This is a genomic window from Vibrio natriegens NBRC 15636 = ATCC 14048 = DSM 759, from assembly GCF_035621455.1.
Lineage (GTDB): Bacteria > Pseudomonadota > Gammaproteobacteria > Enterobacterales > Vibrionaceae > Vibrio > Vibrio natriegens.
Window position 1 is genome coordinate 390,362 of record NZ_CP141822.1, and the last position, 24,608, is coordinate 414,969.

Here is a 24,608-nt window from a genome sequence, read left to right on the forward strand (position 1 = left end):
CTCTAATTTACTGTATGCTAATGAATTAAAACCCTTTTTGTCTCATTTTATAGTCTATTCTTTAGCAGCAGATCATTTTAATAAGAATAAATTAAAGATATACAGGAATAAAAATGATTAGGAAAAGAGTAATAAATCTTAGTCATAAAATTGAAGGTTCTCTATTTACTCGCAATAGCCATATTATAAGCATCAGTGGTGAAGGGATAATCTTCTATAATGGAGGGATAAAAAAAGTACAGCCTAATGTGGCTATTTTTATTCCACCTAATGTATTAGTGAGGTTTTCATTAAAGTCTATATCTAAAAGTGATCTAATTTTAACCACTTATCATGTTGATGGAATGAATTTGTCTTGTAGGCAAGAAAAGACTATGAATCTGATCAATGCTTATATTGAGGTCAACATACTAGATTTAAAGAATAAAAACACACTAATAGAATTGATAAACCTAAAGTTAGATAAAATAAAGAATAATAAAGTTCTATGTAACTATGAGCCTTTAGAAAAAAAGATTAATGAAATTATAAACAAAGATCTAAAAAGGAAATGGTCACTAGAAGATATCTGCAATCTCACATACACCTCTAAATCCACTCTCACTAGAAAACTCAAAAACAGCCAAACAAGCATGGGTCAGATAATTTCAAACGCTCGCTTAGAGTATGCAACGGTACTTATAACGAATACGAGTTTGAGCGTCGATGAGATTTCTATGCAATCTGGATTTAATAGCACTTCTTATTTTTGTAAAAAGTTTAAAGAAGCCCATGGGTTTAGTCCCAGGCAATTCCGAAAGATACTAGCAATGAATAAATAACAATAGTAGGCGATTAATTTTTCCTGGCTAAACAATGTAAAGCACATATTATTTAATAATCTTATGGAGATTTATTTAGATTAGAGCGCTAGCCTAAATATCTCCTCATAACCCTCCAAAAATACCACTTTGTGATTATTGTAAAACCAGTCAACAAGATCATGGCACTTTGAATGTAAGTTTTTTTCAATAATTAAAAAAGCTCAAGTTGCTATCAGAGAATCAGTTTGGAAAGCAATATACTGACGTACACCCACATCATTATTACTGACACTTCTAATATTTAAGGTGAGCTATGAGTTGATTACTTGCGGCTCTAAATTAAGGCTAAATTGACTATAATCAAGTTAAGGGCTCGGATAGAGGAGTATGTTGGTCAGACATACTGCTAAAAGGAAGTAGTGCCATGATATACAAATATTTTCTTCGAGAGATATTGGGTTTAGCCATTGTGGTCTGTGTTGTTTTCGGAGTATTGGGTGTACTGCTGGATGTTTTTGCTCTAACAGCATATTTTGAGCATCAAAACTCTATTGCTGATGTCTTTTTCCATGAGTCTTTATACTTTGTTATTTTCTTCATCCCGCCGTATTTTCTCTGGAAACTTATCAATCGCCCAGATCTAGTCGTCGCTAGGCAAAGTTACTTGGCAATGAAGCTTGAAGCAGAACGTCGTCAATACGCTGATCATCTTTAAGAGCAGTTGGCTATTGACCTCAAGCCAGTATCTAAAAAGCACAAAGGCTCATGGATGTTTCCACGAGCCTTTTTCAATATTGCCATTACCTATGCGAAAGGTGATGGCAGAGTACTATCAAGCGTTATGCTGTTTCTAATCCTTAAAATGCAGGCTCAATCGTGCCCTTAAAGGTTTTATCTAAAAAGTCACGAATCTCCTGAGACTGGTAGATCGACACAAACTTCTTGTACTCTTCTTTATTTTTATCTGCTTCGCGTGTTGCGATAACCATAACAGCCAGAGGTGCTTCTTTCGATTCTAGATAGATCCCTTGTTTTTTAGGATCAAGCCCTGATGACATCACATAGTTCATCGTAATGGTTGCCGCATCGACATCGTCTAATGTTCTTGGCAACTGGGCTGCATCAACTTCAATGAACTGAAATGCTTTTGGATTCTCCGTAATGTCTGTCAACGCCGCTTTATGGCCGACACCCGGTCTCAATGTAATTAAGCCCGCATCAGCAAGTAGGAGTAGGCCGCGACCACCGTTGGTTGGATCATTCGGGATCGCAATGCGCGCATTCTCAGGTAGGTCTTCAAGAGAACGGAACTTGTTTGAGTAAACTCCCATACGCATCAGAATAGATTGGCCGATAGAGACTAAGTGAGCGTTGTGGCTGTTGTTGAAGTTATCTAGAAACGGTTGATGCTGATAGCTGTTGATGTCGATACTGCCATCACTCAATGCTGCGTTTGGTGTTACGTAATCGGAAAACTCAACCACCTCTACTTTAAGTCCTTGTTTTTCTGCTTCTTTGGCGACCGCTTCTACAACTTGTGCATGAGGTCCAACGGTTGCTCCAACCTTAATGACAGAGTCTTCTTTTTGCCCGCACGCCGCTAAGCTCAATGCTGCTATGAAAATAAAAGGTAACTGCTTAATTTGGCTAAAACTTTCCATAATAACTCCATTTATATTTTTTGGACGTCTATACGGCTAATCTATCATAATTATAAAACCCGTCAATGTTTGATCGCTCGGTCAACTACTAATGTCTCCCGTCTTTGAGAATTTTGCTTCTGCTAGCGTATCCCCTACCAGTTGCCTCTCTGTCTTTAAAGGTTGGTTAATCATTTATGCGACGAATGTAATAAAGTTAAATTATTCAACTAATTATGCATAAAGTCACTAAAGTGCAGATGGTTTTGGTCGATATTTAAAATGAGACTTTAGTTCCATAATTTCAAGCAGTAATAATGGAAAGGAGGGCCATGCGTGACATTGAGCCTACACAACAACACCGCTGCATTAGCAACACGACGTCACGTTGCTGATGCATCTGAAGATTTTAATTCTTCAATACTTAAACTTTCTTCGGGAAAAAAGATCAACAGTGCTAAAGATGATGCGGCTGGTTTACAAATTTCGAATCGATTACATGTACAAACTCGAGGGTTAGATGTAGCAGCTAAGAATGTTAATGACGGAGTAGCCATAGTTCAGACTGCTGAAGGATCTATGAGAGAAATATCTCATATTCTACAAGATATGAGAGACCAATCCTTACAAGCAGCCAACGGAGCATACTCAATAGCGGATAGGCAAGCTATTCAAAAAAATGTCCAAGCTTTAAAGGATGAGCTTCATAGTATCGCGAGTTCAGCCAACTTTGCTGGCACTAACTTGCTCGATGGCACATATGGTAAGAAAGCACTTCAAGTGGGTTCCAACAATGAAACGATTCTCCTTGAGCTAAAGGATATGCGCTCTAGCGCTTCATCGATGGGTGGAAAGATATTTGTTGCACAAGAAGCCAAAGGTGCAGACTGGGTTGTCGGGGAAGATGGCCACAAGCTCAGCATTGATTTCATCGACAAATCTGGGAACGATGTGAGCCTTAACATCGAAGCTAAAATTGGAGATGATATTGAAGAGCTTGCAACTTATATCAACGGACAGCAAGAGTTTATTACAGCATCGGTATCGGGTAGTGGTGAACTGCAAATGTTTGTTGGTTCTGATATTGCAGAAGATGAGATTTGTTTTTCTGGATGTCTGGCTAAAGAGTTGAACTTCGACAATGGCCGTAAGTCGATTGTTGAGAACATCGATGTAACCAGTACAGGAGGAGCCCACGAAGCGGTCGCTGTCATTGATTCTGCATTGAATTATGTGGATGGACATCAAGCAGATATGGGAGCACTTCATAATCGATTTGATCGCATGCTCTCTAATTTAACTAATATGCATGAAAATATTAGTGCATCGAAAGGAAATCGTACTGATACAGATTTCGCAAAAGAAACAACTGAAATGACTCGAGCTAAAATTCTTCAACAATCTTCATCATCTATGTTAGCTCAAGCCAGAGTAATTCCTAATGCAGCTTTGAACCTGCTGAATTAATAGTGTGTGACTTGATATTTGTATCTCAATGGCTGCTCATGTGTTTGTAATGCACATGGGTATCTATTGATGAGAAAACTTAGAATGCCAATACCAAGCAACGAATTAGTTGTTCTTGTGCGATTTTATGCTTACTAAACGGCTGGTATTGGTATACGACGGGCGTGCTACTTACTTGGCAAAGTTCACAACCAGAAAAGACAAAGGCCCGTAGATTTCTCTACGAGCCTTATAGAATATGGTGGCCCCTCGCAGACTTGAACTGCGGACCAATCGATTATGAGTCGACTGCTCTAACCACTGAGCTAAGGGGCCTGATAGGTCAACGATTATAGGGGAAGCGCTGCGAGGTGTCTAGATACCAACATGGCTAATTGCGCTTAGTTTTTATCCACTTAGCACAGTGGATAATAAAAAAGGTGACCTAGGGTCACCTTTTTTGATTTTTTAAAGCTTATTAGCGCTTTGCTTACTCGTCCAGGAAGCTGCGCAGTGTTTCTGAGCGGCTTGGGTGACGAAGTTTACGTAGTGCTTTTGCTTCGATCTGACGAATACGTTCACGAGTAACGTCGAACTGTTTACCAACCTCTTCTAGAGTGTGGTCGGTGTTCATGTCGATACCAAAACGCATACGAAGTACTTTTGCTTCACGTGGCGTTAGACCTGCAAGCACGTCTTTTGTCGCGCCTTTCAAGCTTGTCGCTGTTGCAGAATCCAATGGTAGTTCAAGCGTCGTATCTTCGATGAAATCACCTAGATGCGAATCTTCGTCGTCACCGATTGGTGTCTCCATTGAGATTGGCTCTTTAGCGATTTTCAGCACTTTACGAATCTTGTCTTCTGGCATCTGCATGCGTTCAGCAAGTTCTTCCGGTAGCGGCTCACGACCCATCTCTTGTAGCATTTGACGAGAGATACGGTTTAGCTTGTTGATCGTTTCGATCATGTGTACCGGAATACGAATCGTACGAGCTTGGTCTGCGATTGAACGAGTGATAGCCTGACGGATCCACCACGTTGCGTATGTCGAGAACTTGTAACCACGACGATACTCGAACTTGTCTACCGCTTTCATCAAGCCGATGTTACCTTCCTGGATTAGATCCAAGAACTGTAGACCACGGTTGGTGTATTTCTTCGCGATAGAAATTACCAGACGTAAGTTCGCTTCAACCATCTCTTTCTTCGCACGGCGAGCTTTTGCTTCACCGATAGACATACGACGGCTGATGTCTTTAACGTTTTGTACGCTCAGAGACGTTTCTTCTTCAATCATTTTTAGCTTAGTGATTGAACGACGGATCTCTTCTTCGTTACGTTTGATTTTCTCTGCGTATGGTTTGTCAGACGCTAGAATCTCATCTAACCAAGCATCACTTGATTCGTTACCAGTGAACAGAGCGATGAATGATTTCTTCGGCATTTTGCCGTATTCAACGACTGACTTCATGATCAAGCGTTCTTGAGTACGAACGCGATCCATAGACGTACGAAGCTCATTCACCAAGTGATCGAACTGTTTTGGTGTTAGACGGAATTCTTTGAACACGTCTAGCATCATTTCATTAGCAACGGTTGCTTTCGGGCTTTCGTAGCCGTATTCGTTTATCGCTAACTGCAGATTTTGGTATGTACTACGTAGCTGATTAAACTTCTCCAGAGCAAGTTCTGGATCGATACCAACATCTTCTTCAGTGTCTTCTGAATCGTCGTCGCCATCTTCGTCTTCGTCATCATCATCTACGTCTGTGTCATCTTCATCTTCTAATTGAGATTCAGATAGCTCAGAACCGATATGTGTTGCAGTAGGTGCAGCTGTATCTTCTGCATCTGGGTCTACAAATCCAGAAATTAGATCCGTAAGGCGAAGCTCTTCTGCTTGAACTTTATCAAACTGTTCAAGAATGTACGGGATCGTTCCTGGGTATTCAGCAACAGATGATTGAACTTGGTTAATACCTTCTTCAATACGTTTTGCGATGTCGATTTCGCCTTCGCGAGTCAGTAGTTCTACTGTACCCATTTCACGCATGTACATACGCACTGGGTCTGTAGTACGACCAATTTCACTTTCTACGCTAGAAAGTGCAGCGGCTGCAGCTTCGGCTGCATCTTCATCGGTAATATTTGTGTCATCATTTAGTGCTAAATCATCAGCATCAGGAGCAGTTTCTACTACCTTAATGCCCATGTCATTGATCATCTGAATGATGTCTTCTACCTGTTCTGAATCTACGATTTCAGCAGGTAGGTGGTCATTTACTTCGGCGTAGGTCAGATAGCCTTGTTCCTTGCCTTTAATAACAAGTGACTTTAGCTGTGACTGCGGATTTTGATCCATAGACGGTATCCAACTTCGTAATCTGGTGAAGGAATCAGTATGCGAAATGCAAACCACTAACTATAACAAATTAAATTGATGCTGACTAATTAAACAGGGTTACGCTTTTAAATCTAGCATAAGTGCTAGCAGCTCCCTTTTCTCTTCGGCTGATAAACCGACACTTCTTGCTTTGGCCTGCAGGTTTTCAATTTGCTTTTCTACGCACTGGGCGATAATTTTGTCCAGTGAGTCTAAAAATATTTCTTCTTGGTTGTCTTCATCGAGTGGAATGTCCCAGCTCGCAAGACGAGACAGAAGTGCCTCATTCTGGCTATTTCGCCAGTGCTCTAATAATTGGCCTGTGTTTATATGGGGATGCGCCTGGCATTTATCAAGTACATCTACAAATAAACTGAGGCCTGGTATGGATAAATCTCTCACTGTGGAAAGGTCCGGTACCATTTGAGCATAGCTCGGATTTTGAATAAGTAGAGCAATAACCTCACGCATTGGAGTTCGTTTGATCTCTTTGTGCGGTTGAGGTCGAGTTTCGTTTACTTTTTTACGTGATTGACGCAGGCGGTTATCAAAGCCTGTACGTTCATCAAGTAGCTTTTCGAGTAGCTCCTGAAAGTATGGATCAGGAATCCTGTCTATCAAGGCACTAGCATAAGCTCTGAGTGCTGACTTACCCTCATTATTGCCCAAGTTTATTTGGTGCAATTCGATCAGGTTATCAAATAGATAGCTCGATAGTGGCGTCGCTTGTTCAATTTGCTGTTCGAAGGCCGCTTTGCCGTATTTTCGAACAAAGCTATCTGGGTCTTCTCCATCTGGTAAGAACAGGAATTTCAATGTGTTACCAGTTTTTAAGTATTGAAGCGCGTTTTCTAGAGCTCGCCAAGCGGCTTCTTTACCAGCTCGGTCTCCATCGTAGCAACACACCACCGTATTTGTTTGGCGAAACAGCATTTGAATGTGATCGCCTGTGGTCGAGGTGCCTAGCGAAGCGACAGAGTAATCGACGCCATATTGCGCTAAAGCGACCACGTCCATATAACCTTCAACCACTAAAACTTGTGGTGGCTCTCGGTATGCCTGCAGTACTTCGTAAAGGCCATAAAGCTCTTTACCCTTGTGGAAGATAGGCGTTTCCGGAGAGTTAAGGTATTTCGGTGTACCGTCGCCCAGCACTCGGCCACCAAAACCAATCACTCGGCCGCGGCGGTCGCGAATCGGAAACATCACACGGCCACGGAATCGGTCGTAGCGGTTGCCTTTGTCGTTTTCAATCAACATGCCGCCAGACACGAGCATGTCTTGAGCGTCTTTTTGCTGGCCGAAGTTTTTACGGACTAAATCCCACTCGTCAGCCACGTAACCGATGCCAAATTTCTGCACGATTTCGCCAGATAAGCCACGGTCTTTAAGGTACTCAATAGCAACTTTGTTTGCTGGCTGCTTAAGTTGATTACGATAAAACTGAGCGATGCTGCCCATTAAATCGTAAAGATTACGTTTCTCGCTACTGCTGGCTTGTGGGCCCGATTTAAACTGGCCTCCGCCACTGCGCTGCTCACGAGGAACGTCCAGACCTAAATACGAGGCAAGCTCTTCAATGGCTTCCACAAAGTCCAGGCGTTCAAACTCCATGATAAAGTCGATGGCGTTGCCATGAGCACCACAACCAAAACAGTGATAAAACTGCTTCTCTTGGCTAACGCTGAAAGAGGGCGTTTTCTCATTGTGGAATGGGCAACAAGCGCCGTAGTTTTTGCCTTTTTTCTTAAGTTTCACGCGTGCGTCGACGATATCGACAATATCAAGCCGAGCTAGAAGGTCATCGATAAAACTGCGAGGGATGTGTCCAGCCATAAAACCTAACAAAAAAGAAAAATCATGATTGGTGTGAATGAGTTACTGAGAAAGTTTGCGTGCGACTTTGAGTTGCTTCATTCAGATACAAACAAGCCGTGCGTTCCAAAGGATAGCACGGCTTGCTGCAATTGGGTGGGGTATTAAGCCAATTTAGCGCGAACTAAACCGCTTACTTTACCCATATCTGCACGCCCTTGAATTTGCGGTTTCAAAACGCCCATTACTTTACCCATGTCTTGCATGCCAGCTGCACCAGATTCTGCAATTGCATTCTCGATAAGAGTCGCAACTTCATCGTCTGTCAGTGGTTGAGGCATAAAGTCCTCAAGAACCGTAATTTCTGCTTTCTCCGCATCAGCAAGATCTTGACGACCCGCTGCTTCATACTGCGTTACAGAGTCGCGACGTTGTTTAACCATCTTAGTCAATACCGCAATAATGTCGTCGTCGTTCAGAGTAATCTGCTCGTCAACTTCACGTTGCTTAATTGCTGCTAAGGCTAAACGAATAGTACCAAGGCGCAATTTGTCCTTGGCTTTCATCGCTAATTTTTGCTCTTCTTTGAGTTGTTCAATCAGAGCCATAACTAAATTCCTCTACGGAGCTCAGTTATTAGTACAGGCGAACGCGACGAGCGTTTTCGCGAGCTAGCTTCTTAGCGTGACGCTTTTGAGCTGCTGCTTTAGCGCGTTTGCGAACTGTAGTTGGTTTTTCGTAGTGCTCACGACGACGCACTTCAGAAAGGATACCTGCTTTTTCGCAAGAGCGCTTAAAACGACGTAGAGCAACGTCGAACGGTTCGTTTTCACGTACTTTAACTACTGGCATATGCCTTTCACCTCAGGGGTTATTCGTTAATGCTGGCATTCAACAGACCAAATCACAATTATTTGGTCACTTACCAGCTGATCAAAAATGGTGCGGAATTTTAATCCGATCACAACTGCTTTGTAAAGCCTTTTATCGATTATTGTCTGTACAAAATTTGTTTGCAGCACCAAGGCAAGGTAATATGACGCCCAAATTTCCTCTATATAGAAAGCATACTGAGATAACCATGCGTATTATTGGTATTGAAACCTCTTGTGACGAGACTGGCATCGCGATTTATGACGATGAAAAGGGTCTGTTGTCACACAAGCTTTACAGCCAAGTAAAACTTCACGCGGATTATGGTGGTGTGGTGCCTGAGTTGGCTTCACGTGACCATGTGAAGAAAACCATTCCTCTTATTAAAGAGGCGTTAAAAGAAGCGAACCTCACTTCAAAAGACATTGATGGTGTGGCGTACACCGCTGGCCCAGGTTTGGTTGGGGCGTTATTGGTTGGCGCAACCATTGGTCGCAGTATTGCTTACGCTTGGGGTGTGCCTGCGGTACCTGTTCATCATATGGAAGGCCACTTACTGGCGCCAATGTTGGAAGACAACCCACCACCGTTCCCGTTTGTAGCGGTATTGGTATCTGGTGGTCACTCTATGATGGTTGAAGTAAAAGGCATTGGTGAATACCAAATCCTGGGTGAGTCGATTGATGATGCGGCTGGTGAAGCTTTTGATAAGACAGCGAAGTTAATGGGTCTGGATTACCCTGGTGGTCCGCTGCTTTCAAAGCTGGCTGAAAAAGGCACGCCGGGGCGCTTTAAATTCCCACGCCCAATGACAGATCGTCCGGGTCTGGATATGAGCTTCTCAGGCCTGAAGACATTCACGGCGAATACCATTGCGGCGAACGGCGAAGACGAACAGACTCGCGCAGATATCGCGCTGGCATTTGAAGAAGCGGTTTGTGCAACGTTGGCGATCAAGTGTAGGCGAGCACTGGATCAGACTGGTATGAAGCGTATTGTTATCGCAGGTGGTGTGAGTGCGAACCGTCGTCTACGTGCAGAGTTGGAAAAACTGGCGAAGAAAGTCGGTGGTGAAGTTTATTACCCACGTACAGAGTTTTGTACCGACAATGGCGCAATGATCGCTTATGCGGGCATGCAGCGTCTGAAAAACGGTGAAGTATCGGATATGGCAGTCGAAGCCCGTCCTCGCTGGCCAATCGATCAACTAACGCCGATTGCGTAAGCGTATTTATCTTATACCCAAATAACCTCGAGATGCTTGGTTCAGCGAGAATGACTTGGCTCTCAGACGCGGCAACGATTTGAAGATCTAGTGGTTCTAAATCAAAAATCGTTAACAAAGGCTGTGAGTCAAGACAACTCGCCCTTCGGGAGCGTGTCACTGACACAATTTCTGCGTCAAATAACTTGGAAAGAGCTTGCTATTCCGCTGCATTATTTTCCTTGAACTAGTATCAGTGACAACGCTCTGAATCCTGCATCTTGAAGTCATTTGGGTATATACAGGCCTCTATTCATAGAGGCCTTTGTTTTTGATAACAGAGCACATCAATAACAGGTGATTGTATTTTGCAATAACCTCGGGCTGCTTAGTTCATTGACAACATCGGATAGAAAAATAAGTAATGGATATAGCAATGAATAAATTTGAAATTGAAGGTCAGCAACTTGCGTACCTGGATAAAGGTGAAGGGCCAGTTTTGCTATTTGGTCACAGCTATTTGTGGGATAACCAAATGTGGGCACCTCAGGTTGAAGTTCTTAGTCAGTTTTATCGCTGTATCGTGCCGGATTTATGGGCACATGGTGAGTCTGAGGCGGCACCTGCATCAACACGCTCTTTAGTGGACTATGCCCAGCATATGATAGCGTTGATGGATCACCTTGAAGTGGAAGAGTTTTCTATTGTTGGTTTGTCTGTTGGTGGCATGTGGGGCGCGGAGTTAACTGCTCAAGCACCACAGCGCGTGAAGTCGCTAGTATTGCTGGATACTTTTATTGGCTGGGAGCCAGAAGTCACACACAAAAAGTACTTCGCAATGCTCGATACCATCACTCAAGTTCAATCGGTACCTGAGCCGATTGTTGAAGTGGTTGCGCCGCTGTTCTTTGCCAACAATGTTGAGCAAGCAAACCCAGAGCTCATCGCATCATTTAAGCAAAGCTTGCAAGCTCTGCAGGGTGAGCGTGCGGTTGAAGTAGCGCGAATTGGTCGAATGGTCTTCGGTCGACGTGATGTGATTGAAGATTCGGAGAAGTTTGCTTTGCCTACGTTAATTGCCGTAGGACGTGAAGATAAGCCTCGTCCCGTGTTCGAATCTTATTTGATGAATGATTGCATTACAGGCAGTCAGCTGGTTGAGATTCCAGAAGCGGGTCACATCAGTTCTCTTGAGCAGCCTGAGTTCGTCAATCAGATGTTGTTGAACTTTTTAAACAAAGTTTACTCTTAAAGTTGCATTCAACAAAAACTCGGCACTATGCCGAGTTTTTTTCTGTCAGATTCTTTTGGCCAATTTTAGGCTCTTCGCCGGACAGTAAACGCCGGATGTTCTGGTGATGTTTGAATACGATCAAGCAACACAACATCGCTACAGGTAAAGTGTACTGGGGCTTGAACATCCAGGTATAAAATGGCGTGAGCAATACAGTGACCAGTGCTGCAAGGGACGAATAGCGGAATATAACCGCAACGCAGAGCCAGGTCAGCATCACTAAAACTGTAAGGTCGAGCCCGATTGGTGCAATTGCCCCGAACGCAGTGGCAACGCCTTTTCCGCCTTTGAAATGGAAGAAAATAGGGTACATATGGCCAAGGCAGGCGGCGATCGCTATGACACCAAGGATGATCGGGTTAATCCCAAGGAAGTAGCCTCCCCAAACAGGAATGGTGCCTTTGAGCATGTCACACAGCAAGACAGAGAGGGCAGCACCTTTACCACCAATGCGTAATACATTGGTCGCGCCTGGGTTATTAGAGCCAACTTTGCGCGGATCTGGCAATTTTAAGAGACGACAAATCAACACCGCACTGGAAATAGAACCCAGTAAATAGGCGGCCATCGTCATTATCAGTGCCAGTGCGTCCATAGAAGTCCTTGATGGATTGGAATTTAATGCTCAGTTCCAGCGTAATTGCTATCATAGCGTGAATCTGCTGCTAGCAGAAACACTCTCTACGAAGGAGCTTGCATTATGTGAGTTCCTGTATATAAAGGTGTTTTGCAGTTTTTATACCTAAGCAACTTTATGCTGACCTGATCATAAGTTGCTTAGGTATAGAATATTACGATCAAATTACCCTCAATGGGTATCCGACCTCTGAAATAGAAGGACATAAGATGGCTCTGGATAAAGTGTTTATTGAACAATTAGAAGTGATCACCACAATTGGCGTGTACGATTGGGAACAGCAAATTAAACAAAAGCTGGTACTTGATATCGAAATGGCACACGACAATAAGCCAGCTGGCAAAAGTGATGATGTTCAAGATGCATTAGATTACTCACAAGTGAGTGAAGCGGTATTAAATCACATAGAGAACGGCCGTTTCTTGCTGGTAGAACGTGTGGCGGAAGAAATTGCAGAGTTGATCATGCAACGTTTCTCAGTGCCTTGGATTAAAATTCGCTTGGCAAAACCAGGCGCGGTTCCACAAGCTCGCGCTGTTGGCGTCGTTATTGAGCGAGGTCAGGCATGATCACCGCTTATATCGGTGTTGGTACGAACATAGACAGAGAGCAACACGCAAAGGTTGCTTACAAAGAGCTGCAACAGCTTGGAGAAGATCTTCTTGTATCCCCGATATATGAATGTGAGCCAATTGGTTTCAGCAGCCAGAATTTCTACAACTTTGTGATTACTCTTCGCACTGCATTGTCATTAGAAGAGTTTAGTCATCGCCTTCGTGAGATTGAATTTAAGTGGGGGCGAGAAGAAAATGCGCAAAAGTATCAGGATCGAACACTCGATCTCGATATAGTGTTGTTCGGTGAGCTCATCTCTACACAAAAGCCCGAACTGCCTCGCAGTGATATCTACAAATATCCTTTTGTCACAAAGCCTTTGTATGATCTCAACCCACATTTGGTTATTCCTGGTGATGGACGCACGGTCGCGGATATATGGTACGCGATGCAACCAGTTGATTCTCTCAAACCAGTTTCTTTTTCACTTTAAATTTGAGTTGTTTACATGAGTTATTTGGAAGCCTTTATTTTGGCTCTGATTCAGGGTCTGACGGAGTTTTTGCCGATTTCCAGCTCCGCACACTTGATCCTGCCTTCCGCTATTCTTGGTTGGGAAGACCAAGGTCTTGCATTTGATGTTGCCGTTCACGTCGGAACCTTGATGGCCGTGGTGATCTATTTCCGTTATGAAGTGATCACGTTATTTCGGGCGTTGTTTGCCTCTATCTTTAAAGGTGATCGTGGCAAAGAAGCGAAACTGGCGTGGATGATCGTTCTGGCAACGATTCCGGCTTGTGTGTTTGGTCTACTGATGAAAGATATCATCGAAGTGTACCTGCGCAGTGCCTATGTGATCGCGACGACGACAATCGTGTTTGGTTTATTGCTGTGGTGGGCGGATAAACACGCCAAACAAGTGGCAAACGAATATCAGACTGGCTGGAAGAAAGCGCTATTTATTGGTATCGCTCAAGCATTAGCGATGATTCCGGGAACCTCTCGTTCTGGCGCGACGATTACCGCAGCGCTGTACCTTGGCTTTACTCGTGAGGCCGCTGCGCGTTTCTCGTTCCTGATGTCGATTCCAATTATCGCGCTTGCAGGTAGCTACCTTGGTATGAAGCTGGTTACCAGTGGCGAACCCGTGCACATTGGGTTTTTACTGACGGGCATCGTGACGTCTTTTGTGAGTGCGTACATTTGTATCCACTTCTTCCTCAAGATGATTTCACGTATGGGGATGACACCATTCGTTATTTACCGTCTGATTCTAGGTGTGGGCCTATTTGCTTTCTTACTTAGTGCCTGAGTTCTTATTTAATCAAGCGCCCGCTCCATGTTGAGCGGGCGATTTTGTTTGGTCGCTATTTATTAAGCGCGATTTTTACCGCTTCAATCCGTCTCTTTTCTTGTTCATCTCGAATCGCTGGCCCTTTAAATCCATCCTGAATGATAGCCTGAACATCCACCGCTGCTGCGGCTTGATAGGCTCGGGTAAAAATCTCCGCTTGAGGATAAGGCTGATCTTCTAAGCCTTTTCTACCTGCATGGTCAGCCTGACAGCAGATTAAAATGTCTTGCAGTCGATCGGCTTTACGCCATACGTCGAACTTGTTGAGAACTTTGATGATGGTTTGCGGTTTTAACTCTGCTGCTCGGTGAATGTTGGAATGCTGTTCGCAGACCATTAAGGCTAAATCACGAAACTCATTGGGTACGCGAACGCGTTCACACAGCTTTTTAATCAGCTTGAGGCCTGTATGGCAGTGCATTTTGTGACTTGGCCATTCACGCTTTGGCGTCACGCCTTTACCGAGATCATGCACTTGTGCCGCAAAGCGTACTGGTAGAGACGCGCTGAGTTTCGCGGCTTGTTCGGCGACCATTAAGGTGTGAATACCGGTGTCGATTTCAGGGTGCCATTTCTCAGGTTGAGGCACCCCAAACAGGGCGTAAATTTCTGGCAGGACAACCGCTAGCGCTCCGCATTCACGCAGTACGGAAAGAAAGACATCCGGTCGAGGAGAAGACAAAGATTTATGCCATTCCTGCCACACTCTTTCTGGTGTCAGTGTGTCGAGCTCCCCGGATGCAGACATATCACGCATCAGTTGCATGGTTTCGTCTGCCACCTTAAAACCCAATGGCGCGAGCTTGGCTGCAAAGCGGGCCACACGCAGGACTCGAAGCGGATCTTCGATAAACGCATCAGAGACGTGGCGTAGAAGGCGGTTGTTGAGATCGTCTTGGCCGCCGTAGGGATCGTACAGCTTTCCCTGGTCATCCATTGCCATGGCGTTGATGGTTAAGTCTCGACGAATCAAATCTTCTTCCAAGGTGACATTTTGATCGAAGAAGCATTCAAAGCCAGTATAACCCGAGCCTGATTTTCTCTCTGTTCGTGCTAGTGCATGTTCTTCTTTGGTTTTAGGGTGAAGAAACACAGGGAAATCTTTACCGACGGCGGTATACCCCTGTTCAAGCATCATTTCTGGGGTGGCACCAACCACCACCCAATCATTGTCATAGTGATCAATTCCAAGTAATTGATCCCGGACTGCACCACCTACTAAGTAAACTTGCACGAACAACCTCTTAATTTACTGATATGTCGTTGGACATTGTAGCAAGCAATGGTACTTTTCTTTACTCCCAATAGAAGATGCATCTATGTTTATTAGGGGCAGTTTCAAAGTGGGCGGGTTTTTAGCTGGAGATCCTATGTATAAGGACTTTTTTGGGTTTGTAGAGCAACCTTTTTCGATTGTTCCAAACTCTCGTTATTTGTATCTGAGTCAACGTCATAAAGAAGCGATTACGCACCTCAAAGCCGGATTGGGTGATGGGGGCGGATTTGCCATGTTGACCGGAGAAGTAGGGACGGGGAAAACCACCGTGGCGAAAGCCATGTTGGCCAACTTGGACGAGACCACCAAGGCGGGTTTGATTCTTAATCCAACGTTTTCGACTCGAGATCTTCTGGAGGCGATTTGTGATGAATTTAAAATTGTCTATCCGCAAGGTGCGACGTTAAAACAGTTAAACCAAGTGATTCATCAATACCTGCTGCACAACCATAATGCTGGCTGGCAAACCTTGTTGGTTATTGATGAAGCGCAGCATCTGGTCGCGGATGTGTTAGAGCAACTTCGCTTGCTGACGAATTTAGAAACAGAGACCCGCAAGCTGCTTAAAGTCCTTTTGGTGGGTCAGCCAGAGTTACAACGCTTATTACAAACCACCCAGCTACGCCAGCTAGCTCAGAGAATTACCGGTCGTTACCACCTCTTGCCTTTGGATGAAAAAGAAACCGAGGATTACATCGCGTTCCGGCTTCATACGGCGGGTGGCAATCAACAGTTATTTAATCGTAGTTCGACCAAACTGATCGCCAAGTACAGTCATGGTATTCCCAGGCTGATTAACCTCATTTGCGATAAAGCTCTTAACATGAGCTATCACCAGGGCAGCACAGTTGTAGACAAGCAGACCGTTTTGCGCGCTTGTGAAGAGGTTATGCAATTTCAGGCCGATATTTATCAGCAAGACAACAAATCTGGACAAATGGTATCTCGTCGTTCATTTAGCTGGCCAGCTTGGGGAACCGCTGCCATTGGGGTAGCTGCCGCGCTTGGAGTCGGTTGGGCGGTCATTAATCATATGCCGATGAAGCCCATTTCCCAGTTTGTCGAAGAGACCGTTGCCATCAATGCTCCTGAGCCGGTTGAGTCAGTTGAACCTGTCGTCGTGCGCGATCAGCTAAGCAATGAGCAACGCGAGTTACTGCTTTCACAAAAACAATCGAACCTTGCCGTGAACGACCTGTATAAATTGTGGGGCTACCGAGCTTCGGTACGCGATAACCTCTGCTTATCTGAGGCACAATCGACCATGGTTTGTGAGAGGAAAATGGCGACTTGGCCGCTGTTGATGAAGCAAAATAGACCCGTGATCTTGGAGCTGAATTATCAAGGCGATATTGGTTATGTGATTCTCTACGCGGTAGGGAACGATAAAGTCGAAGTACTTAACGGTAAGCAGCGTTTGCGCCTCCCTCTCTCCTGGTTAAAACCGATGTGGCAGGGAAATATTATCGAGCTGTGGCAATCGCCGCTTAAAGAAACCTTGCGGTTAGATATGGAAGGGCCTGCTATAGAAGTTTTAGACCAGCTACTTGCTGAGGCGGTAAGCGAATTACCTTTAGGCACCTCCATTTTTGATTCAGAAATGAAAGAACGCGTCGAACTGTTTCAACGCTGGCAAGGCATTGGTGTTGACGGTATCGCGGGTCAGCGCACGCTAGAGCGATTACAGCAAAATGTGCAGCCTAACGCGCCAACTCTGGCAAGCATAGATAAGGAGGATGCGTAATGTCTTTAGCCAAGCATGCAAGTTTGCTGCTTTTGCCTATAGGTATTTCTGCCCTTGGCACTGCCTGGTATCTGGAAAAGCTGACTCCTAAAACTCAAGCTGCGACACCTGTGGCTGTTGCCGTAGCGGAGGTTGTACAGCCGTTTGAAGTATTGGACTATCCAGATGTCAGCCAACTGGCGCAACTGCCAAGAGAGTGGCCTAGTGCGGAATTATCAGGTGATATGGGAAGCTACATGCCATCAGAAGAGTATGTCAGCAGCAATCAGGGCACTGCATCCCCGGTGGCACAAAATCAAGCCAGCGATGACGATTTAGACTTCACTTTGGATGATATCGATTTATCGTCACTGTCGCCGGATTTGGCAATGAAGGTGGAGAACGCATTGTCCAAGAGCGGAAGTGCAACGTCGCAGCGCTCAACGCCAGTTAACGATTTGGAGGGGAATGCCCAGCAGTGGCAGGGTCGTCTTCCAGCACTCAACTTACAAACACACATGTACGCCAGTGATTCCCAACGACGTTGGGTGAAAATCAATAATGTGGAATATCACCAAGGTGATGTGGTGGATGGTCAGGTCACACTGAAAGAGATTCAGCCACAAGCGGTGATTGTTGAGTTTGAGGGAGAACAGATTCGGATCCCGGCACTTTATGAGTGGGAAGGGTAACTGAGTCCAAATAAGCAAAAGGCCACAATCATGTGGCCTTTTTAGTATTCAATGCGAGGGAGCGATTATGCCCAACCTGCTGGAGAACGCTTTTTGCGTGGCATTAGATGAGGCAAGACCAAACCAAACAGCAGGCCAAGACCTGCAACACCACCACCGTAGGTGAAGTACTTCAGCAGCATGTCATCTTTTTGCGTATCAAGTTTAGCGCGCAGCTCACGATTTTCTGTTTCAATCGAAGTCAGTTGGTCGCTGATCTCTGAATACTTGTTCTCAAGATCAGAGATTTGTTGATTACGCGTTTCTAGTGAGGTCACAAGGCCCGCTTTTTCTGTGTCTGAAGTCTGGCGAGCATTGGCCAGTTGTTCTTTCACTTCAGCAAGCTCTTTTTCAATACGAGGTAGGCGAATTGCCATGCTTTCTTTGTTAGTGACAAATTTGCTTTGCACCCAGCCAGTACGGCCGCGGGAGTCACGAACTTGTGTATAGCCGGTCTCTTTATTCGCGCTTAGTAGTTGTACTTGCGAACCTGCGTCGACACTACCAATAATTCGGTAAGTGTTGTTTGGACCTGAGTGCATAAAAGTGAATAGGTCATCAGAAATATAACGGTTTGCAGCTAGGGCCGTTGGCGCTGCTAGCAAAGTAAACAAAACCGTGATGATTAGTTTTTTCACAGTAAATCCCTTAACGATTTTTCTTGGATACAGCGTTGGCACCGAATTATTGGAGCCGGAATTAGACGAATAGTATGCAGTTTCAAACTTTGGTGCAACAAAGAAGGGAGGCAAAGCCTCCCTTTCTGTGCGTTTGGGTCAATAATGACAAAGCGCTTACATTCTATTGACGGATGTCTTAATTACGAAAACATTGCTTGAATGCCGTAGAAGAAGACCACTGCCAATAGTGCACCCGCTGGTAGAGTAACAATCCATGAAGCAACGATGTTACGAACCACACCTAGGTTTAGTGCTGCAATACCGCGAGCAAAACCTACACCCAGAACCGCACCAACCAGTGTTTGAGTGGTTGAAATTGGCAGACCTGTACCAGACGCCAGAACAACGGTACATGCCGTCGCTAGCTGCGCTGCAAAGCCACGGCTTGGTGTTAGTTCAGTAATACCTGTACCAACGGTTGCCATTACTTTGTGGCCCAGAGTCGCAAGGCCCACAACGATACCGATACCACCTAGTGGAAGAATCCACCATGCGATTGTGCTCTTAGATGTGATTTCACCCATGTGCTCAACTGTTGATACTACCGCTGAAAGAGGGCCAATCGCGTTTGCTACGTCGTTCGAACCGTGTGCAAATGCCATCGCACAAGCTGTGATAACCATTAGCACACTGAAGATGCCTTCAACACCAGAGAAGCTGTGGTCATCTTCGCGGTTAGCAAATTTCTTCTGAATGTAGAAGTAGCCGCCAGCCATTACAATTGCCGATACCGCAGCCGCCCACATCCAGGCTTCACCGTTGCTCAGGTGAAGACCAACGTGCTTAAGACCTTTTTTGATAGTAACCAGTGCAATCACCATTGTGGTGATAAACATGTAAACAGGCACAAAGCGTTTTGCATTAAATAGCGGATTTTCTGTATCAAAAATCAGGCGTTGTGCGCTGACAAAAATCACGTATGCAAAGAAGCCGGAGATAACTGGTGTAATGATCCAACTACCCACAATGCCCTGAACGCTGCCCCAGTCCACGGCTTCTGTACCTACAGATACACACGCAAAACCGATGATCGCACCGATGATTGAGTGAGTGGTTGATACTGGCCAGCCCATGTAAGACGCTAGCAGTAGCCATGTGCCGGCAGCAAGTAGCGCAGACATCATACCGAAGACAAGAACGTCAGGCTGGTGAGCAAATAGAGATGTTTCGATAACACCTTTACGGATAGTGTCGGTTACTTCACCGCCTGCAAGATATGCACCCGCAAATTCAAAGATCATCGCAATGATGATAGCTTGTTTTACGGTTAGCGCTTTTGAACCTACCGATGTACCCATCGCATTGGCAACGTCGTTCGCGCCAATACCAATCGCCATCATGAAACCAAAAATCGCTGCAACAATAATCAGGACAGTGCCGTAGTTCGCAAGGATATCCATCGTAATACCTAGTTGTTTTATAACAAGCGGAACAAAATTTTACGCGCGCCAAATCGAAAGACGATGAAAACAGTCATCGTCCTTATGACACGTGTGTATTATGCTCTTCGTTATGTCGTTAACTTATGTTTTAAGATCGAGATAGCATGACTTCCAAACGAGCACCTACGCGCTGCGCTTGGTCGGCAATACCACCTACCCATTCAAGAATCTTATACAAGAACATGACATCGATAGGGTTCATGTCAGATTCAATCGCCATCAATTGTTGACGAAGTTCAATCTGCATAGCATCGGTATCATCTTCGATGACGTCTAACTGATGAATCATTTCAGCAACGAGTGTTACTTCACGGCCTTTAAAGCCTGTTTCTAATAGTTCATCAAGTTCATTAATTACCTTTTGCGCCTGATTAGCCGCGTCAAGACAACGTTGAACGTAAGCGAGGAAATTTGGCTGGAGAGCCTCAGGAATGACAAGTTGACGACCATATACACGGCCAGCAATGTCTTTCGCCAAGTTGGCAAGTTTGTCTTGTTGAGTCAGAAGCTCAAGCATGTCAGTACGGTCTACTGGCATAAACAAACCGCGAGGCAGTTTTAGACGGATTTCACGTTTCAGAACATCCGCTTCTTTCTCAAGGTGAGAAATTTGAGCACGGATCTCTGCTGCTTTTTCCCAGTCTCCCTTTGAAGAAACTTCAAAGAACTTCACCAGGTGTGAACAACATTCGTTGACACACACAACGTGGCGTTGCAAAGGCTTAATAGGGGACTTTGCAAATAACCCCATAATTGTATTTACTGGCATGGTCATTCAACCTAATAACTATAACCTAAAAAAAACATACACCATTTCTTTGGTCTTGGCGAAATGTTGAGCGATGGCTATAAAGGCGCGCATGTTAACGCATTAAATCGCTCTTTAAAACTGTTTTAGATCATCATTCGAGTGATATTTCTTTCTTGCCGTGTAAGAAAATACGCAATATCCTGTTTCTATCTGCTTTGAAAGGTATAGCTATGGAAACCGAAATAGAACTGAAGTTTTTTGTTTCTCCTGAATTTTCAGAAACTTTAAAGGAAAAAATTTCTGAGACAAAAGTACTTCAGCATAGTTGTCGTGACTTGGGTAACACCTACTTTGATACTGCCGATAAATGGTTAAGAAAGCATGACATTGGTTTAAGAATTCGCCGTTTTGATGATGTATTTGTTCAAACAGTGAAAACCGCAGGACGCGTCGTCGCTGGTTTACACCAAAGACCAGAATACAATGCTGAGCACACGAGCGATGAGCCCGATCTCACACTTCATCCTTCTGATATCTGGCCTGCTGGTAAAGATGTCGAGACCTTACAATCCGAACTCACTCCGTTATTTTCGACTAATTTCACTCGCGAGCAGTGGCTAATTGGTATGCCTGATGGCAGCCAGGTTGAAGTGGCCTTTGACCAAGGTATGGTTATCGCTAAAGGTGATGATGGAGAAGACAGACAAGAGCCGATTTGCGAAGTCGAACTGGAACTCAAATCGGGACAAACCGATGCTCTGTTTACATTGGCTCGTAGCTTTTGCGAGCAAGGTGGCATGCGTCTCGGGAATTTAAGCAAAGCGGCCAAAGGTTATCGCTTGGCAACCGGATACACGGGTGATGAGGTAAAACCGCTGGCGTTAGTCGACAGCCGCAGCACAGACACCGTGGAATATTGTCTGATCAACTCGTTAGAGCACGCGTTGTCCCACTGGCACTACCATGAGCAAATCTATTCGGAACGTGATTGTGTCGAAGCACTTCGCGAAATCAGCAATGCGCTTCGATTTATTCGTCAGACCTTAACCATATTTGGTGGCGTTGTCCCACGTCGAGCCAGTGCTATTCTGCGTCAGGAACTAAAATGGCTGGAAGAAGAGCTTACATGGTTAGACGAACATGCTCACCTTGAAGAGTTACTTGATGACAAAGGTAACGTGTTACGTAAGCTTGATGCCCGCAAGTTCTTGGTTTCGGAGCTAACCCAGCAACTGCAAGAACTCCCAAGCCGTGAAGAAGTGCTAGAGCTGTTAAGTTCAGCTCGTTACACCGGCTTATTGCTTGATCTGAGCCGTTGGATCCTTGCTCGCGGCTGGCAGCCATTTTTGGATGAAAAAGCACGAGAAAAAATGGCGAGCAACATCTTGCCATTTTCTGTCACGCAACTGGATCGCACTTGGGCAGAGTTGATGGAAGCGTTCCCCGCAGAGCGTGATTTGTCTGCGCAGGATTATGTTGACCAGCGTTATCGCTTACTTCGCAATCTCTACACCGGAATCGGATTCGCGAGCCTGTATAACAGCGACGAGCGTAATAGCTTCCGTCTTCCATGGGCGGATCTGGTTCACGGTATCGATGATTTGTTGATGCTGAATCATTTGTTGCCGCTGGTGGACATGCTACAAGCTGATGAAAAAGAGCAGCTAGAACGATGGTTGCACCGTCAAGAGCGCTCTATCCTACATGCTATGGATCAAACCCGAGCCATCAGCGTTGAGACACAGCCTTACTGGCGAGAGTGATAGCACCTCATCAACTGCGTATTGAAAACAATTAGGGCCTCCAGGCCCTATTTTTCTTTTTGGCTCTGTTGCTCTTGTTGTCGCAGTTCAAGCTCATTTATCCGATTAAGGATCGTTTCTTGCTGTTCAACGAGTTTGTTCAACATATGCTCTGTATGCTTGGTTCGATGATCTTCTTTCTTCGTTGGAGCCGTCACGATTGACGTGACCAAACCAGAGATCATGCCGAAGATCCCCACACCACAAACAATGATCACTACGGCGAGAAATTTGCCACCACTGGTTACCGGATAATGGTCCCCATACCCTACGGTAGAGATAGTGACAAACACCCACCACAAAGCGTCAGCCCCGGTCCGAATGTTGGCTGCAGGATCTTTGGCTTCAATGAACAGCATCGTACTGGAACCCAGAGTTATTAAAATCACCATTAGTAACAGAATGGAAGCAACGGTTGTTTCTCGGCGATTCTCCTTGAGTTGATGGAGAATGAATCTAGAAGAGCGCAGTACCAGTACCATGCGTAAAATATGGAAAACTCTGGCAAAGCGTAGTGGCTCGATCATTGGGATACTGGCCACAAAATCTATCCAGTGTAGTTTAAGGAAGTTCCACCGATTTGTGGCGCGGATCAAATCAATGGTCAGTTGTAAGAGAAAAATACTACAGATTATGAAGTCGAGACCGATAAGTACTTGACGGGTTTCGCGATCGATCGAAAAAAATAACAGACCTGAGGTCACAAATAATGCCAGAAAGGACAGGACTAATGACAAAAGTCCCATTGGGCGGGTACTGTCTTTGATATCGTTGTTTTTCATACAAATCTCGAATTAATTCGCGTAACAGAATGACAAAAACTATATAAGACTCGGTGGAGAACTGACAATGGAAAAACTGGCATTTAAGCCGTGGGAAAGAGTCATATCCGACATTCGACTGGTACCAAAGATGGTCATGTTGATGGTCTTCAGTACTATTTTGATTGTGGCAAAGCAACTTTGGGATGCCAACACGTTTTACGATTCATTGTTGGCTGCGACGCAGAATACGGATATTGCTCAGCAGCATTATGAGGCCTACCTGACTCAGGTTGTTTGGCAGACAGCGCTGCTCATCATTGTCTTTGTTGTTTTGTTGTTAGCCGCAGCACGTGTCATGTTACGTCAAACTCAATACCTGAATGATGCGATAAAACTGATGGCGAGCAAAAACTTATCGGTACCATTTGGTATGGATTGTAAGGATGAATACGGAGACGTGGCACGCGAGCTGGAAAAAACACGTCGCCAATTGCATGACGTAATCCAAATGCAAATCAACGCCTCAGATGAGCTCTCTGCGCTGACTGAAGTGATGACAATAAGCATGTCAGAAACCAAAGAGTCGGCTCAGGAAGAGTTCAATGAAATAGACCAGCTTGCGACCGCCATGAGCGAAATGTCTTCTACGGTTCAAACGGTGGCAGAACATGCCCAGCAGGCATCGATTCTCACCGAACAGGCGTCGTCTCAAGCGGTTTCTGGTCAACAATTCTTACAGAGCACTGTCGCTAAGATGAGTGAACTTTCTAAGGACATTGCCTCTTCTGCTCAGGCTGTTAATCAGGTGGAAGAACGCGTGGAAGCGATTGGCAGTGTTGTAGGAACCATTCAGGGCATTTCTGAACAGACCAACCTATTGGCACTTAACGCTGCGATTGAAGCCGCACGAGCGGGTGAAGCGGGACGCGGTTTTGCGGTAGTCGCAGATGAAGTTCGCAACTTAGCACAGCGCACGCAGCAGGCGACGATTGAGATTCAGGAAATGATTACTCACCTGCAAACCAGCGCAGAATCAGCCGTTGAACTGATGGAGAAAAGCGTGGTTGAGGCCGCGGAGGGCAATGAACTGGTCTCAAATGCTGGCACAGAGTTGGATGGCATTGTCACTCAGGTCACACAAATCAATGATATGAACTTCCAAATCGCCACGGCTTCTGGTCAGCAAAGTAGTGTCGCAGAGGAAATGAGCCAAAACCTGACTAACGTAAGAGAGCTGGTTGAAGCATCTGTGATTGTGGTGACCGAGTTACTGGAAACGTCTGAAACCATGCAAAATAACGCTGGAGAATTAGACAAGAAAATCAAGTCATTCAGTGTTTAATGCATATAGCTTTTGATAATACGCCCACAAACCTTTTGTGGGCGTTTTTATTTGCTGCAACTCTGGTATAACTTAAAGCTCATTCATCGTGCT

General features: G+C 44.9%; 23 protein-coding genes and 1 tRNA gene. 12 read left to right on the top strand and 12 right to left on the bottom strand.

Features of this window, described 5'->3' with window-relative positions:
• Positions 1–113: 113 nt before the first annotated feature.
• On the top strand, positions 114–821 hold the full coding sequence (locus tag VER99_RS01840; RefSeq protein ID WP_014230747.1) for a helix-turn-helix transcriptional regulator: 708 nt from the start codon (positions 114–116) through the stop codon (positions 819–821).
• Positions 822–1,227: 406 nt separating this feature from the next.
• Positions 1,228–1,518: a hypothetical protein gene (locus VER99_RS01845; RefSeq protein WP_014230748.1), complete on the top strand. Its 291-nt coding sequence runs from the start codon at positions 1,228–1,230 to the stop codon at positions 1,516–1,518.
• Between the two features lie 142 nt (positions 1,519–1,660).
• Here the strand turns inward: VER99_RS01845 and VER99_RS01850 are convergent, their stop codons facing one another.
• Positions 1,661–2,464, bottom strand: coding sequence for a MetQ/NlpA family ABC transporter substrate-binding protein (locus VER99_RS01850; RefSeq protein WP_020335859.1), 804 nt, complete (start codon positions 2,462–2,464; stop codon positions 1,661–1,663).
• 315 nt (positions 2,465–2,779) lie between these two features.
• Between VER99_RS01850 and VER99_RS01855 the strand changes: the two genes are divergently transcribed.
• Positions 2,780–3,910, top strand: coding sequence for a flagellin (locus VER99_RS01855; RefSeq protein ID WP_020335860.1), 1,131 nt, complete (start codon positions 2,780–2,782; stop codon positions 3,908–3,910).
• A gap of 239 nt (positions 3,911–4,149) precedes the next feature.
• On the opposite strand, the gene VER99_RS01860 is transcribed toward VER99_RS01855, so the two are convergent.
• The 5 genes from VER99_RS01860 to rpsU form a co-directional block, all read right to left on the bottom strand.
• Positions 4,150–4,225, bottom strand: a tRNA-Ile gene (locus VER99_RS01860).
• Between the two features lie 154 nt (positions 4,226–4,379).
• On the bottom strand, positions 4,380–6,251 hold the full coding sequence (gene rpoD, locus VER99_RS01865; protein WP_014230751.1) for an RNA polymerase sigma factor RpoD: 1,872 nt from the start codon (positions 6,249–6,251) through the stop codon (positions 4,380–4,382).
• A 99-nt stretch (positions 6,252–6,350) separates the two neighbouring features.
• Positions 6,351–8,108 carry a DNA primase gene (gene dnaG / locus VER99_RS01870; protein ID WP_020335861.1) on the bottom strand — a complete coding sequence of 586 codons (1,758 nt, stop codon included), beginning with the start codon at positions 8,106–8,108 and terminating at the stop codon, positions 6,351–6,353.
• 143 nt (positions 8,109–8,251) lie between these two features.
• Entirely contained in the window at positions 8,252–8,695 is a 444-nt protein-coding gene (locus VER99_RS01875; protein ID WP_020335862.1) for a GatB/YqeY domain-containing protein, read from the bottom strand.
• A 28-nt stretch (positions 8,696–8,723) separates the two neighbouring features.
• Positions 8,724–8,939, bottom strand: a complete 216-nt coding sequence (gene rpsU, locus VER99_RS01880; RefSeq protein WP_001145625.1) for a 30S ribosomal protein S21 — start codon at positions 8,937–8,939, stop codon at positions 8,724–8,726.
• Between the two features lie 229 nt (positions 8,940–9,168).
• On the opposite strand from rpsU, the gene tsaD reads away from it, so the two are divergent.
• Together tsaD and VER99_RS01890 are read left to right on the top strand one after the other, a co-directional pair.
• Complete coding sequence (tsaD, locus tag VER99_RS01885) at positions 9,169–10,185, top strand: tRNA (adenosine(37)-N6)-threonylcarbamoyltransferase complex transferase subunit TsaD (protein ID WP_020335864.1); 1,017 nt, start codon at positions 9,169–9,171, stop codon at positions 10,183–10,185.
• Between the two features lie 415 nt (positions 10,186–10,600).
• Positions 10,601–11,416, top strand: coding sequence for an alpha/beta fold hydrolase (locus VER99_RS01890; protein WP_020335865.1), 816 nt, complete (start codon positions 10,601–10,603; stop codon positions 11,414–11,416).
• Positions 11,417–11,441: 25 nt separating this feature from the next.
• Here the strand turns inward: VER99_RS01890 and plsY are convergent, their stop codons facing one another.
• The gene (plsY, locus tag VER99_RS01895) at positions 11,442–12,053 is read right to left on the bottom strand and encodes a glycerol-3-phosphate 1-O-acyltransferase PlsY (protein WP_020335866.1); all 612 of its coding nucleotides are present in this window, start codon (positions 12,051–12,053) and stop codon (positions 11,442–11,444) included.
• A 251-nt stretch (positions 12,054–12,304) separates the two neighbouring features.
• On the opposite strand from plsY, the gene folB reads away from it, so the two are divergent.
• Genes folB through VER99_RS01910 form a run of 3 tightly spaced genes read left to right on the top strand, consistent with a single transcriptional unit; the run spans position 12,305 to position 13,962 of the window.
• Positions 12,305–12,664 carry a bifunctional dihydroneopterin aldolase/7,8-dihydroneopterin epimerase gene (gene folB / locus VER99_RS01900; RefSeq protein ID WP_014230757.1) on the top strand — a complete coding sequence of 120 codons (360 nt, stop codon included), beginning with the start codon at positions 12,305–12,307 and terminating at the stop codon, positions 12,662–12,664.
• Positions 12,661–13,143: a 2-amino-4-hydroxy-6-hydroxymethyldihydropteridine diphosphokinase gene (gene folK, locus VER99_RS01905; RefSeq protein WP_020335867.1), complete on the top strand. Its 483-nt coding sequence runs from the start codon at positions 12,661–12,663 to the stop codon at positions 13,141–13,143. Before folB ends, folK begins: the two co-directional genes overlap by 4 nt.
• Positions 13,144–13,158: 15 nt before the next feature.
• The gene (locus VER99_RS01910) at positions 13,159–13,962 is read left to right on the top strand and encodes an undecaprenyl-diphosphate phosphatase (protein WP_014230759.1); all 804 of its coding nucleotides are present in this window, start codon (positions 13,159–13,161) and stop codon (positions 13,960–13,962) included.
• A gap of 55 nt (positions 13,963–14,017) precedes the next feature.
• Here the strand turns inward: VER99_RS01910 and VER99_RS01915 are convergent, their stop codons facing one another.
• Positions 14,018–15,238 (bottom strand): multifunctional CCA addition/repair protein, encoded by a 1,221-nt coding sequence (locus VER99_RS01915; RefSeq protein ID WP_020335868.1) that lies wholly within the window; start codon positions 15,236–15,238, stop codon positions 14,018–14,020.
• Between the two features lie 136 nt (positions 15,239–15,374).
• Here VER99_RS01915 and VER99_RS01920 point away from each other — a divergent pair, with 136 nt between their 5' ends.
• Together VER99_RS01920 and VER99_RS01925 are read left to right on the top strand one after the other, a co-directional pair.
• Entirely contained in the window at positions 15,375–17,024 is a 1,650-nt protein-coding gene (locus tag VER99_RS01920) for an ExeA family protein (protein WP_020335869.1), read from the top strand.
• Positions 17,024–17,695, top strand: coding sequence for a general secretion pathway protein GspB (locus VER99_RS01925; protein WP_020335870.1), 672 nt, complete (start codon positions 17,024–17,026; stop codon positions 17,693–17,695). Before VER99_RS01920 ends, VER99_RS01925 begins: the two co-directional genes overlap by 1 nt.
• A 65-nt stretch (positions 17,696–17,760) precedes the next feature.
• Here the strand turns inward: VER99_RS01925 and VER99_RS01930 are convergent, their stop codons facing one another.
• The 3 genes from VER99_RS01930 to VER99_RS01940 form a co-directional block, all read right to left on the bottom strand.
• On the bottom strand, positions 17,761–18,372 hold the full coding sequence (locus VER99_RS01930) for a TIGR04211 family SH3 domain-containing protein (RefSeq protein ID WP_020335871.1): 612 nt from the start codon (positions 18,370–18,372) through the stop codon (positions 17,761–17,763).
• Between the two features lie 182 nt (positions 18,373–18,554).
• Complete coding sequence (locus VER99_RS01935) at positions 18,555–19,814, bottom strand: inorganic phosphate transporter (protein WP_014230764.1); 1,260 nt, start codon at positions 19,812–19,814, stop codon at positions 18,555–18,557.
• Between the two features lie 130 nt (positions 19,815–19,944).
• Positions 19,945–20,625: a TIGR00153 family protein gene (locus tag VER99_RS01940; RefSeq protein WP_014230765.1), complete on the bottom strand. Its 681-nt coding sequence runs from the start codon at positions 20,623–20,625 to the stop codon at positions 19,945–19,947.
• Between the two features lie 212 nt (positions 20,626–20,837).
• On the opposite strand from VER99_RS01940, the gene VER99_RS01945 reads away from it, so the two are divergent.
• Positions 20,838–22,370, top strand: coding sequence for a CYTH and CHAD domain-containing protein (locus VER99_RS01945; protein WP_014230766.1), 1,533 nt, complete (start codon positions 20,838–20,840; stop codon positions 22,368–22,370).
• A gap of 47 nt (positions 22,371–22,417) precedes the next feature.
• Here the strand turns inward: VER99_RS01945 and VER99_RS01950 are convergent, their stop codons facing one another.
• A complete protein-coding gene (locus VER99_RS01950; protein WP_014230767.1) occupies positions 22,418–23,191 on the bottom strand; it encodes an ion transporter in 774 nt (257 codons plus the stop codon).
• A 67-nt stretch (positions 23,192–23,258) separates the two neighbouring features.
• Between VER99_RS01950 and VER99_RS01955 the strand changes: the two genes are divergently transcribed.
• Positions 23,259–24,515 carry a methyl-accepting chemotaxis protein gene (locus tag VER99_RS01955; protein WP_014230768.1) on the top strand — a complete coding sequence of 419 codons (1,257 nt, stop codon included), beginning with the start codon at positions 23,259–23,261 and terminating at the stop codon, positions 24,513–24,515.
• The last annotated feature ends 93 nt before the right edge of the window (positions 24,516–24,608 follow it).